Below are 12893 nucleotides of genomic sequence, written 5' to 3'. Positions count from 1 at the left end.
ATAATAATGATATATTATTGTACGGTCTAAAATATTTAGTAGAGAAAATTATGCCCAGAATTATGAATGGCAATGCTTTCGTAGCAATAGAAAATCACTTAAATAACTTATTCGACCAAGTTTATAAACACGATAAGCACGACAGGCCAGAAATAACATTGCAGGTTCAAGCTTTTTTGGATGATTTTAGTGAATCCCTGGTGAATCATTGCCGCCAATTATTTATCAATGTTCGTGAAGAAGATGTAATCTATTATAAGTCGAAAGATAAACGCAAAGGAGCCTACAGCATTGACCCTTTAAGCAATTATTCTGATACTTTAGCCCTCATGACTACTTTATTGGTTGCAGAACAAGAGGATCCCACCAAGCGTGTCTTTTATTATGAACTATTCATTCAATTAATGAATTCTTGTTACCGCAAAGGAGATTTGATAAGCGCTACGGCTATTTGGACGGGCCTACGAAATAATAATCTTGAAGAATATGTTGATATGCACCAAATCAGCGCTAAAAGCCGCTTGCTTTGGAGGGAATGTGATGTTGAGCTCGAAAAAATAAATAATCCTAAGACTTCAATAATCGCACATGAGGAATTGAGAGGAAAACTTAAAGGGGTTTTAATTCCATCATTAAATCCCTTAATACAGATTCAAGCCAACTGCAAACAAGTATACGATGATAGATGTGCAGAGGCACAAGAGAAACTTAAAGAAATTGAACCTAAATTACGCGAAATAGATCGAAAAATGCATCAATTTCTTAATCAATTACAGCATGACAACTCAATTTGGTCTCAAGAATATTATAATTATATGAGTACGATTTATATCCACCAGTGTCAGTTTGAATATCTCTGTCTCTTGAGAGAGTTTGATGCGCATTTAGGCTATCCTGGGGTGGCTAAAGAGTTTCATAAAGATCAAAGTGCAGAACGACTTGTCAATCTCTTAAACCGTTGTTTTCAAGAAAACTGTAGACTTAAAGTTTCGCCGCCAAATGAAGAAGTAGTTGCATTGTTAGCGGAAGTAGACGAGTTTAACCGTATTTATCCCGGGGATCTTACGTTGGACCTTTATGATTTGGTTAGAGAAAATTGCCAGGAAGTTAAAGCCAAGCATATGGGTAGAGATACTTCTAAAATTATGGCAGGTCTTAAACAGCCCCGAGGTACACCAGGAGTTTGGTATGACTCTGAGCAAGAACCCCAAGACGTTGAATATATCCAGCCTGCTTATGATGGCATCAAATTAATGAATGAATTGGGTTATGCGATAGAAGCTCACCAGCCTAAAGTTACCGTTGTACCCGTGGGCCGTATGCCTTGTGGCTTCTTTAAGGGTATTCCTAAGGGACAGGTAGTTGAAGAGGAACCCATGCTTGAACTTCAGGATGTACAGGGAATCGATTTATGATTTAGATGATTTTGAAGCTCCTTTAGTTCACGTTTTTAGCTAATCTCCCAGCAATTTTTGTCTCAATGAAAACAGAAGGTAGAGGATTAAAACACTCCTCTATCTTTTGTATTTTTAAAACACCGCCTTTCTTCCAGTTTATTTTTGCAATAGAAATAAACTATGCCTCTGTATTTAAATTCTGCTGATTTAACTTGATTCTTTGAATACAACAAAATTTAGAACGGATTAATCGCTTCATCACCGAGGTTTATATTAAAATCGACTGTATTCAGTTTTAGGTAATAGTCACGTTATATACTTATAAATAAGCAGGGAAAAAACTAACGGTTTTTGTTGTTGGGATCAATACGGACTAAAACTGGAGCGAAGATTATGAAACAGAGTGTTGATCAAAAGCAGGTAATTGATAGATTAAACCTATATCTTAAATGGCATAATATGCCGGTACAAATGAACAATGAAGGGGTTTGTAACGGTCTTGCGACTTTGTATGCAAAATTTGTTCTGGAGGGAAAGGAAAATCAATTTTTTAAGATACTCCAGCAGATAGTAAATATAAACCCTGATTCCGCCATGGAGTCTGAAATAAACCAATTTGTCTATGATGTGGTTTTAACTTTATTTCCTGAACAATTTGATAAAGAGTTAAGTCAAGCCAATTCAATACGCACATTGACGCTCAATAATAAACCCATGAAATCCTCTTTTGATTTTGCCATAACGACCAGTGATAGAAATTGGGAAGAAATTTTTAAAACACTTGCGTTGCAACAAAATGAAGTAATGCATATTGGAGGTACTAAGCATGCCGTATCTGTTAGAAAGAAAGACAATAAATTTGTCGTGTACGATCCCAATTATTCTTCAGGAACAAAAGAGTTTGCAAGTGAAAGGGAGTTGATTGCTGAGTTACATAATGAAGTACTTAGATATCATAGGGGTGCTTTGGGAATGACTGTTAGTGTCATCCGCCATCCAGAAGACAATGAGCCTAGAGTCTTCCCCGAAATTTCCGAGCTTTACGATCGTTATTTAACCAAAAAAAATATCAATGATGTGGCTGCCTCTCATTTTGGTGGCGTATTTAATACTCTGGAAAAAGCAGCTGAAATTAATGATGCCGCTGTGATTCGGCATTTACTGGCAATCGGTGCAAAAGATATTGATCATAAGGCGGCAAGGATTGCTGTTGTAAATAACAACACTGATGCTTTAGCAGCTTTATTGGGTAATAATAAGGATTCAACTACTTTTGCAACTCTGTTTATTGATGCTTTAGCCCATGGACGGGAAAAAATTTATGACCAGTTATTCCAGCTGAAAAAAGCTTTGCCATTTAATCATCCGGGTCAAGTAATTCAAGCCGCGGCGAAGGGCGGAAATCCTAGCCTACTTAAAAAAGTAATGAATTATTATAGGAAGTCTGAGTTAGGGGCTGATGAACTGCATAAAGCGATACCTGATGCCATTCACAGCGGAAGTACCCAATGTGTCAGGATGCTTGTTGAACGATTAGTTATTATAAAACAACCTTTGAGTGTTGAAAAAAAAATGGACTATTTACTGGAATCCATAAAGCTTAATCAACCTTACATGGTAGCCTATTTTATTAAGAGTATTCCGCCAGAATATTTAAAAACAATTTCTATGAGCGTTTCTACAGTGGAGCGAACTAATTTATATCTGTTACGTCAGTTACACACTCATGGCATTCCTTTTTCAGAAACAGCGAAGGCAGTCCTTGATAAAAAGGAACATCAGCCTGTTAAATTGCATCTTAAGGTTGGTATTTTCTTGCACAAATTTACTGATTTAATGCGCAGTGATATTACTTATGATCACTCTCATTTCAAGCTAATAAAAGAGAAACTTTCTGCCGCTAAAAATGAACTTCAGGAAACTCAAAGTGAACAGATGCTGACTGGTAAGAATTCTTGAGCAGGTATTGCAGATACTGAGCAATGGAATACCAATCGACTGAAGAACTATCAGATCTCTTATCAGCTACCTCATTAATATGAGTGCTTATTAATGGTGGCAAAAAGGGGGCAGTTTTTGAGTCAGAGTTCCTTTCATACACAACAAGAATCTCGAGCTACATTACAGACTGCGACCGGAATTAGAACACATCGACGCAAAACTGGCCTAGAATATAAATATAATATCTCTATAAGACGTATCTATGGGTTTCTTTATAAAGAATATTGTCGTAATTGGTGACATGGATGGCAAAAATGGTGAATATCATAACTCTCTGAATCCAATGCAGGGAGGGCGTCCTATTATTTTCAACGATGGAATTGTTGATAATCAGCGAGTTGATCGGATGGTTGAACAGATAAAAGGGCTCGCGGAGTGTGCAAAGAATAATTCTAAGCCTACACGCTTAACTCGACTGATTACGGATGAATTTAGCTTTTATACAAAAAATGCTCCTTTGAGCATAGAAGAGTATAAAGAGCTTATTAATAGAACCTCTGACGTTCTTCAGGACCTCCCCCCTAATATTGTTTTAATTCTTAGTAGCATACCTGTTTTGTGGCCTGATGGAACCTTGCGGAATGCCGTGTTGCATGTTCAGTCTCCTAACTCCAAAGATTCAGAACCCATTATTCATCATTTTAGTAAAGAAAGCTGTTCTGGCATAGATCCATGGTATTCCAAAGACAATACCATTCATAACTGTTACGAATTTCGTGGTGATGATTACTTTAGTGATGAATACTCCCCTGACGTGGTGTTGAAAGATACCCGAGTGAAATGTAACGATCCCAACCAGTACAAAAGTGCCATTATCGTCGAAGGTTTGAATTTGCCGCCTGTTGTAGATGCCATTGATGTTTGTTTGGATCATCAAAATGGGGTTGCGATGAAAAATGCCGAACAATTATTAAAAAACCTATCTTCACCGCCAGTGCATATAAGCCACATTGTAACCTCCAATTATATCGCTATAAAAGATGAGCATCTGACATCAAGCGTAGTGCATGTAGATCATAAGAGAAGACGCGTAGAAGGATCTGGTGAAAAGAAAGAAGAACTTGTGAGCACTCCTTTTGGGAATGGAAGCAAAGTATTTACATTCCAATCAAAAAAAACAGAGCTCATTCATTCCCAATTATTTAGAACGATTTCTAATAAAATAAACATACAAAATGTTATCGATGATGACGGAAACACGCTACTGCACCAAATTCTTATTCCCGATAAGAAAAACAATCCTTACTGCACACATAAAAGAAGAAGATTAGAAAGCATCCTGCCACACTTTGACCATCAATCCATTAATCAGCAAAATAAAAATGGCGATACCCCTCTTCATTTAGCAGTAAAAGCCATCTATGAAGAACACATTTTCCTCCAATTTCTGGAGCGAGGAGCAAGACTGGATGTGAAGAATAGTCTAGGGTTAACTTCCATTGGCATCGCATATCAAGAAAATAAAATCGAGCTTGTTACTGCTCTGTGTAATAAGATCATCAATAATAAAAAAATATACCTTTTTCATCGTGATGTCATTTTGGCTCTAATCAGTGAAATCAAAGACGTAGAATTGCAAAAAAAATTAGCGCGTGCAGCATTAAGCTTTGAACACTCCGAGTCGTTCATTACTAAAAAAATTGAAGAGCGTTTACTTGAAATAAGCGGCAACTCACTCGAATCGACACAAAATAATCCTCCGATGCCTTCCGCGTTGGAAGGGGCTGAAGAAGAGTCGGCGATCTCAGAATCGATAGTAATAGAGCCTATATTCCCAGAACTTAGTAAAGCTGAGGCTTATACTTCAATAAAACTCGAATTTGAAAAGGGCCCGGCAGCGGACCTAAAGCGAATTGAACACCTTTTATTACAAAACATTAACTTAAATGAAGACAGTGGATTAGGTCATTTTACTTTAGGTGCTTATCTTATTGTCCAAGCATTTATAAGTAGAGATTCTATTTCATCTATTACCTTAGACTTCTTCTTTACCTTAGCAAAACCTCATTTAAATGAGCACATAGTCCAAGAAATATGCGATTACCTGCCCGACTCAACGTGCCATGAGTGGATTTACCAAGAATTGGTAAAAGATCAATTTAATAAAGCACTTCAAGGAAAAACACCCGACACCGCCATTATTTTTACTGCTTTTTCTAAGGGGAAAACCATTTGGAATGCAAAATATGGATCTATTACCCTTGCCGAGCGAGCAGTTTTTGAGGCATATCGCGCGAATAATCCCAAACTTCTAGAGATAGTTTTTACGGAATTACGCAAAAATAATTTATCCGTTGATGTTGATGAAATTGCAAAAAAAATGGGGGAAAACTCTCCCAAATTTTCAAGTTGGGTGGAAGTAAGGCTCGAAAAGATGGAGTTGCATCACCTACTTAAAAATGAATTTTCGAATGGACCTTCTGCAGACTTAATTACAGTTCGTAAGATTTTAGAATTAGGTGTCAATTTAGATAAAAACAGTGGTCTTCGTAATGATCTCACCCTAGGTGAATATACCATCGCTCAGGCGTTTATTAACAAGGATTCCATTAGCGCTGACACTTTAGCTTTTTTCTTTGATACAATCGGAATAAAACTAAATCCCGAAAAAATAAAAAAAATAGCCGTTACTTTTGAAAACCCCCAAGAAATTAGTGATTGGATTTATCTACAGTGGATAACGGTTGAATTGAATAAAGGAGTACTAGGTCAAAAGACTAATGAAATGGTCATTTTTACCGTCTTATCACAAAGAAAAGAAATTTGGAATCAAACTTATACACCTCCCGTACTCAGTGAAGAATCAACCTCAGACACTGCAACTGCAACTTCTGCTGTAAAAACCAGCCTGCTATCCCAAAAGCCAAACAGCACGCCGCTCACATTTGCGGAACAAGCTATTGCCCAGGCTTTCAAAGAGAAAAACTTAAGAATTCTGGAACAAGTTTTCACTGAATTCCGTAAAAATAACTTAACCCTGAATGTAAAAAAAATAGCCGCAAGCTTCGAAGATCAAGGGCAAGAACAGGTGTTGCATTGGCTCAACGGACAACTGCAGCAGTTAGAGACGCACTATGCATTAAGAGCTGAATTTCAAAAAAAAGAGCAAGCCAATCTAGAGATTATTATAGAGAACTTATTAGAAAGCCCTGATTTAAATCAAGATGGCGGACTTGCCAACGGGCTTAATCTTGGGGAACAAGCCATCGCACAAGCTTATATTTTACGGTGTACTGATATGTTATCTGAAATTAACTTACACCATCCCATTGATGAGCGAATAATTAATAAAATCGCGAAAACCTTTATTGACCCCAAAGATACCTTTTCAAATAACTCAGAGAGAATGAACACATTTAAGGAATGGGTATCGCAGCAATTATCTCTTATGAATCAAACGGAATTGAATCCGATAAGAACAGTAGCAAAAAGGTATCAGTTTTTCCTAGAATACAAACCTTCCACGGTGACTATTGAATCACCTGAATCTAAAAAAAATCTAACCTAAGGAATCGCACTCTAATAATCCGAAAATGACAGTTAAGGTCACCCTACGACTGTCATTAAAGACTTTTTCATCTAAAAACAACTAAATTTTATACATCAAAGACCTAAGCCGTTGCGTGCTTGCTCTTCATATCCTTCTTCCGCATCGCGAGCAGCTTCATTTATTCTTCCAGCGTTTACAACGTCATTTTGAACGACTTCAGCTGCATTCTGAGCCGCATCAACATCTGCTTGATTAGCAAAAAAATAATTACTATTTTTCATCATTTAGCTCCTTTTTTATTATTTCCTATGATTAACTTAACACTTCATGTGAATTGTTGTCAATATGTAACGTTATGAAATTTATTGCTTTTTTATTAACGTGGTGTATAACTTGTTTTAATTAATTTTCTTTTTTAGACTCTTTTCAAAGACGTCATTAATATCTTCAGATACCGTTCTTTTATTTTTAAAAAAAACCTCAGGTATTTGAATTGATTGAACCTTATCTCGATATTTGAACTTGATATGTAGTGCGGCAACACTTGGATCTTTATCAATTAAAAAATGATCACTGCTATGTCGTCTTTCTAACGAGGGGGGCTTAATTTTCATTTTTTGGATAATCGGTTTGTACTTTGACAATGATGATTCGTCGCGCAAGTTTAATTGTTTTTCAATATCATCCGATTGCTCATCACTTTCGTTAGCTGACGTGCCTTTTCCTTGCCTCGTTTCCTGTTTCTGATGACACGTTAAATAAATATCATACGCGCTAGCTCCCAGCCACAGGATATTACTTACAGTAGTAAATGCACCAGAAATATAATCATAAATTGTTAATTGCTCTCCTATATATAATCCGTATATGGATACCATGGAACAACCAGCAGCGACTAAAAACATAGATGATGAGACAAATCTTCTACTCCATAAGCTCATTAATTCGCTCCTTGAATTTAGTTCCTATTCTCTGTGAAATCATGACCTTAAAGCGTGGATAATAGAGACACTGCATAGACGAATTATGATATCACTTTTGCCATATACAAATCAGTAATTGCGTGAGTGGATAAAATGCGTAATTTATAGAAAGCACGCCAGGTGCAAATGAATCGGTTTTGAAACAAGCTTCCTTCTGTATTAAATAAAGAAAGAAGCTCTAATAAATAAAATTACTACTTAACCATTTTTCTGACTTTTTGAATCGCGCGGATTTGGGCGACAGCACGTGCTAATTCCGCTGTAGCAACTGAATAATCCATTTCACTACCTTTGCCGGCCATTGCTGCTTCAGCTTGCGCTTTTGCAGCAAGTGCAGCTGCTTCATCAAGATGCTCAGCACGCTCAGCGACATCAGCAAGAATAGTGACGTTGTTAGGTTGAACTTCAAGCATTCCACCTTGAACATAGTAAATTTCTTGTTGACCGCCAGGTAAAGTGAGTCGCACTTCACCAGGTTTCAGAACCGTAAGCAAAGGAGCATGACCGGCTGTTACACCAATCTCGCCTAATTCTCCAGTTGCAACAACCATTTCAACCAAACCGGAATATATTTCATGTTCAGCACTAACAATATCTAAGTGCGTTGTTCTAGTCATATTTGCTTACCTCATAAGGTCTTAGCTTTAGCAACTGCTTCCTCAATACTGCCAACCATATAAAATGCTTGCTCAGGTAAATCATCGTATTCACCAGCAAGAATACCTTGGAAGCCCTTAATTGTATCTTTCAGTGATACGTATTTTCCTGGAGAACCAGTAAAGACTTCAGCAACAAAGAATGGCTGTGACAAGAATCTTTGGATTTTACGGGCACGGGTAACAACACGCTTATCTTCTTCAGATAATTCGTCCATACCAAGAATCGCAATAATATCTTTTAATTCCTTATAGCGTTGTAATGTTTGCTGTACACGACGTGCAGTATCGTAATGCTCTTGTCCTACAATGAGAGGATCCAATTGTCGTGAAGTTGAATCTAAAGGATCTACCGCAGGATAAATACCTAACTCAGCAATTTGACGCGATAATACAACTGTAGCATCCAAGTGAGCAAAGGTCGTTGCTGGTGACGGGTCAGTTAAGTCATCAGCAGGCACGTATACTGCTTGGATAGAGGTAATAGAACCTGTTTTTGTAGAGGTAATACGTTCTTGCAACATTCCCATTTCTTCAGCAAGCGTTGGTTGGTAACCTACCGCTGAAGGCATACGGCCTAACAGAGCAGATACTTCAACCCCTGCCAGGGTATAACGATAAATATTATCAACAAATAATAATACATCACGTCCTTCGTCGCGGAACTTCTCAGCCATTGTCAAGCCAGTTAATGCAACACGTAAACGGTTACCTGGTGGCTCATTCATCTGACCATAAACTAATGAGACTTTATCTAATACATTAGAATCTTTCATTTCATGATAGAAGTCATTTCCTTCACGAGTTCGCTCGCCCACACCAGCAAATACCGAGTATCCACTGTGTTCAATAGCAATGTTACGAATTAATTCCATCATGTTCACGGTTTTACCCACTCCGGCACCACCGAACAGACCTACTTTACCTCCTTTGGCAAAAGGACAAAGCAAGTCAATAACTTTAATACCTGTTTCAAGTAATTCCTGACTTCCAGCTTGTTCTTCGTAACTTGGTGGCTTACGGTGAATAGACCAATGTTCCTCAGCGCCAATAGGACCTGCATCATCCACTGGACGACCAAGAACATCCATAATGCGACCTAAAGTTTTCTTTCCGACAGGCACTTGGATAGGATTGCCTGTATTTACAGCTTTTACGCCACGCTTAAGTCCTTCAGTTGTTCCCATCGCAATAGTACGGACTACGCCATCACCCAACTGTTGCTGCACTTCAAACACCAAATCACCATCAGCAAGTTTCAATGCATCATTGATTTTAGGGACATTCTCACGGGGGAATTCTACATCCACTACCGCGCCAATAATTTCTACTACAGTTCCTAAGCTCATTTTATACCCTCTTATAAAGCGGCTGCGCCACCGACAATTTCTGCTAACTCTTGAGTAATCGCAGCTTGTCGAGCTTTGTTATAAGCCAATTGAAATTCTTTAATCAAATCACCGGCATTATCTGTTGCATTTTTCATTGCAATCATTTTAGCCGCTTGTTCACAAGCAATATTCTCAACTACAGCTTGATAAATCTGCAATTCGATATAACGTTCTAAAAGATTATCCAGCAATTCTTTAGCATCAGGCTCATAAATATAATCCCAATGATGCCCCATTGACGTGCTGTCTTCTTCTGATTTTGGCAATGGTAATAATTGTTTCACAACAGGTTTTTGGGTCATGGTGTTTACAAATTCGTTGTAAACTACATGCAACGCATCGATGGAGCCATTGTTAAAGGCATCAAGCATTACTTTAACAATGCCAATAATATCTTTAATGCCTGGCGTGTCACCAAGATGCTCTTTTGAGCCAAGAACATTACTACCAACTCGTTTAAAAAAAGCTTGTCCTTTGCGCCCAATGACCGCAAGATCAACTTCTTTACCTTGCTCCTTCCAGCTACGAATGGTACGGACTGTTTCTCGGAGCAAGTTAACATTTAAACCACCGCATAAACCGCGGTCTGTAGTGACTACGATAAGACCGATACGATTAATCTCGCGTTGGCTCATAAACGGATGTCTATATTCTGAGTTTGCACGAGCAATATGTTTTACTACACTGTAGATCTTACTGGCATAAGGTTTAGATGCGCGCATTCTTTCCTGAGTTTTACGCATTTTGCTTGCTGCCACCATTTCCATCGCACGAGTAATTTTTCGAGTTTTGTTAATACTCGAAATTTTCGAACGGATTTCTTTTGCTCCAGCCATAATCTTACTTCGCCTTAAATTGACTTACCAACTTGCTGTACGCTTAAATTCCTCAACAGCTTTTTTCAATTTTGCTTCAATATCATTATCGTAAGCGCCTTCTTCATTGATCAGTTGTAACAGATCAGGATGAGAGCTACGCATGTAGTCATGTAATGATGCTTCAAATGCTGCAACTTCATTTACAGGCACATCATCTAAATAACCTTTTTCAACAACAAACAATGCGGTACCCATTTCTGCAACAGACAATGGAGAATATTGCTTTTGTTTCATCAGCTCAGTAATACGCTGACCACGTTCTAACTGCTTACGGGTTGCATCATCAAGGTCAGAAGCAAATTGCGAAAACGCTTCGAGTTCACGGAATTGAGCTAGTGCCAAACGTGTTCCACCACCCAATTTTTTCATAATTTTTGTTTGTGCCGCACCACCGACCCGCGAAACAGAAAGACCAGAGTTAATTGCTGGACGCACACCTGAGTTGAATAAATCAACATCAAGGAAAATCTGACCGTCGGTAATGGAGATAACGTTTGTTGGAACGAATGCAGATACGTCACCTGCTTGAGTTTCAATAATTGGCAATGCAGTTAACGATCCTGTTTTTCCTTTTATTTCGCCATTAGTCAGCTTTTCGACTTCCGCTGCATTAATACGTGCTGCTCTTTCTAACAAGCGAGAATGTAAATAGAAAATATCACCAGGATAAGCTTCACGACCAGGTGGTCTTCTTAACAACAATGAAATTTGGCGATAAGCCCATGCTTGTTTGGTTAAGTCATCATAAACAATTAATGCATCTTCTCCTCGTTCCATGAAGTATTCGCCCATAGTACAACCAGCATAAGGTGCAATAAATTGCAAAGCCGCTGAGTCAGAAGCGCCAGCAACTACAACAATGGTGTGCTCTAAAGCGCCATGTTCTTCAAGCTTACGTACTATCGCTGCAACAGATGAGGCCTTTTGGCCAACTGCTACATAAACGCACTTAACGCCCGTACCCTTTTGGTTAATAATTGCATCAATTGCGATTGCTGTTTTTCCTGTTTGACGGTCACCAATGATGAGCTCACGTTGCCCGCGTCCAACTGGAATCATCGCATCAATCGCTTTCAATCCTGTTTGCACGGGTTGATCTACTGATTTACGAGCAATAACACCAGGAGCAACTTTTTCAATTGGCGACATGCCCGCTGCATCAATAGGTCCTTTACCATCAATTGGATTACCTAAAGCATCAACAACACGTCCTAACAGCCCAGTCCCAACTGGAACTTCAAGAATACGACCAGTACATTTACCTTTTTGGCCTTCAGCTAAAGAAGAATATTCACCAAGAACAACTGCACCTACTGAATCTCTTTCAAGGTTAAGAGCAAGACCATAAACACCGCCTGGAAACTCGATCATTTCACCAGCCATTACATCTTCTAGGCCATGTAAGCTCACAACACCGTCTTTTAAACTAACAATAGTACCTTCATTGCGTGCCTCAGATACTACACTAAAGTGTTCTATTTTCTTTCTGATTAATTCACTGATTTCAGAAGGATTTAACGCTACTTGTTCTGACATGGAAACTATCCTCTAAATTATGCGGCCAATTCAGTGCTAAGCTTATTAAGCTTGCCACGAACTGAACCATCTATAACTAAATCGCCCGCTCGAATTATTGCTCCACCAAGCAAGGAAGGATCAATACTGATTTTTAACGAGACCTTGCGTTGTAAGCGCTGACTTAATGATTCAATTAATCGTTGTTGTTGTGCGCTTGATAAATCTGAATAACTGCTTATATCAACGCTCAGAGTTTTTTCTTGCTCTGCCCGATGTGCTTCATAGAGTGCATAAATTTCAGGGAGCAATATCAATCTTTTATTGGTAGCCAATAACATGATTAAATTGTTTAATGGCTTGTTTTCTTTTGATTTTGCACCGCTAACTGCCTCCAACAACTCGATATGTTGCTCTACAGTCGTTGCTGGATTTGCAATAAATTTCTCAGCCTCAGGTGTCAACACAGCATGTGCAAGATTTCTCAAATGTGCTGACCACTCAGCTAATTCTTTTTCCCCTAAAGCATATTCAAAAATTGCCTTGGCATAGGGTCTGGCTATGGTGGTACTATCAGACATT

Annotated in this window: 10 protein-coding genes; 3 read left to right on the top strand and 7 right to left on the bottom strand. The window is 38.5% G+C overall.

Going from position 1 to position 12893, the window contains the following annotated elements:
* The first annotated feature begins 50 nt into the window (after positions 1 to 50).
* The 3 genes from Lpar_RS04060 to Lpar_RS04050 all read left to right on the top strand — a co-directional run bounded on the left by Lpar_RS04060 (position 51) and on the right by Lpar_RS04050 (position 6906).
* Complete coding sequence (locus Lpar_RS04060) at positions 51 to 1415, top strand: RasGEF domain-containing protein (protein WP_058516707.1); 1365 nt, start codon at positions 51 to 53, stop codon at positions 1413 to 1415.
* 375 nt (positions 1416 to 1790) lie between these two features.
* Positions 1791 to 3356: a hypothetical protein gene (locus Lpar_RS04055; RefSeq protein ID WP_058516706.1), complete on the top strand. Its 1566-nt coding sequence runs from the start codon at positions 1791 to 1793 to the stop codon at positions 3354 to 3356.
* Positions 3357 to 3600: 244 nt separating this feature from the next.
* Positions 3601 to 6906 (top strand): ankyrin repeat domain-containing protein, encoded by a 3306-nt coding sequence (locus tag Lpar_RS04050; RefSeq protein ID WP_058516705.1) that lies wholly within the window; start codon positions 3601 to 3603, stop codon positions 6904 to 6906.
* Between the two features lie 95 nt (positions 6907 to 7001).
* Here Lpar_RS04050 and Lpar_RS18735 read toward each other — a convergent pair whose 3' ends face one another.
* The 7 genes from Lpar_RS18735 to Lpar_RS04020 form a co-directional block, all read right to left on the bottom strand.
* Entirely contained in the window at positions 7002 to 7172 is a 171-nt protein-coding gene (locus Lpar_RS18735) for a hypothetical protein (protein WP_156416188.1), read from the bottom strand.
* Positions 7173 to 7286: 114 nt separating this feature from the next.
* A complete protein-coding gene (locus Lpar_RS04045; protein ID WP_058516704.1) occupies positions 7287 to 7829 on the bottom strand; it encodes a hypothetical protein in 543 nt (180 codons plus the stop codon).
* 236 nt (positions 7830 to 8065) lie between these two features.
* Positions 8066 to 8488 carry a F0F1 ATP synthase subunit epsilon gene (locus Lpar_RS04040; RefSeq protein WP_058516703.1) on the bottom strand — a complete coding sequence of 141 codons (423 nt, stop codon included), beginning with the start codon at positions 8486 to 8488 and terminating at the stop codon, positions 8066 to 8068.
* An 11-nt stretch (positions 8489 to 8499) separates the two neighbouring features.
* Positions 8500 to 9876 (bottom strand): F0F1 ATP synthase subunit beta, encoded by a 1377-nt coding sequence (gene atpD / locus Lpar_RS04035; RefSeq protein ID WP_058516702.1) that lies wholly within the window; start codon positions 9874 to 9876, stop codon positions 8500 to 8502.
* Between the two features lie 11 nt (positions 9877 to 9887).
* On the bottom strand, positions 9888 to 10754 hold the full coding sequence (gene atpG, locus Lpar_RS04030; protein ID WP_058516701.1) for a F0F1 ATP synthase subunit gamma: 867 nt from the start codon (positions 10752 to 10754) through the stop codon (positions 9888 to 9890).
* A 24-nt stretch (positions 10755 to 10778) separates the two neighbouring features.
* Positions 10779 to 12332: a F0F1 ATP synthase subunit alpha gene (gene atpA, locus Lpar_RS04025; protein ID WP_058516700.1), complete on the bottom strand. Its 1554-nt coding sequence runs from the start codon at positions 12330 to 12332 to the stop codon at positions 10779 to 10781.
* Between the two features lie 17 nt (positions 12333 to 12349).
* Entirely contained in the window at positions 12350 to 12892 is a 543-nt protein-coding gene (locus Lpar_RS04020) for a F0F1 ATP synthase subunit delta (RefSeq protein ID WP_058516699.1), read from the bottom strand.
* Between the last annotated feature and the right edge of the window lies 1 nt (position 12893).

It is taken from the genome of Legionella parisiensis, from assembly GCF_001467945.1.
Taxonomy (GTDB): Bacteria; Pseudomonadota; Gammaproteobacteria; order Legionellales; family Legionellaceae; genus Legionella; species Legionella parisiensis.
Note: the sequence above shows the minus strand (reverse complement) of the source record. Positions and strands in the feature narration are given on the sequence as shown.

What these genes read in the sequence shown, in the direction of transcription:
- Lpar_RS04060 (WP_058516707.1), top strand. Translation starts at nt 51, where the DNA reads ATGCCCAGAATTATGAATGGCAATGCTTTCGTAGCAATAGAAAATCAC.
- Lpar_RS04055 (WP_058516706.1), top strand. Translation starts at nt 1,791, where the DNA reads ATGAAACAGAGTGTTGATCAAAAGCAGGTAATTGATAGATTAAACCTA.
- atpG (WP_058516701.1), bottom strand. Translation starts at nt 10,754, where the DNA reads ATGGCTGGAGCAAAAGAAATCCGTTCGAAAATTTCGAGTATTAACAAA.
- Lpar_RS04045 (WP_058516704.1), bottom strand. Translation starts at nt 7,829, where the DNA reads ATGAGCTTATGGAGTAGAAGATTTGTCTCATCATCTATGTTTTTAGTC.
- Lpar_RS04020 (WP_058516699.1), bottom strand. Translation starts at nt 12,892, where the DNA reads ATGTCTGATAGTACCACCATAGCCAGACCCTATGCCAAGGCAATTTTT.
- atpD (WP_058516702.1), bottom strand. Translation starts at nt 9,876, where the DNA reads ATGAGCTTAGGAACTGTAGTAGAAATTATTGGCGCGGTAGTGGATGTA.
- Lpar_RS04040 (WP_058516703.1), bottom strand. Translation starts at nt 8,488, where the DNA reads ATGACTAGAACAACGCACTTAGATATTGTTAGTGCTGAACATGAAATA.
- Lpar_RS18735 (WP_156416188.1), bottom strand. Translation starts at nt 7,172, where the DNA reads ATGATGAAAAATAGTAATTATTTTTTTGCTAATCAAGCAGATGTTGAT.
- Lpar_RS04050 (WP_058516705.1), top strand. Translation starts at nt 3,601, where the DNA reads ATGGGTTTCTTTATAAAGAATATTGTCGTAATTGGTGACATGGATGGC.
- atpA (WP_058516700.1), bottom strand. Translation starts at nt 12,332, where the DNA reads ATGTCAGAACAAGTAGCGTTAAATCCTTCTGAAATCAGTGAATTAATC.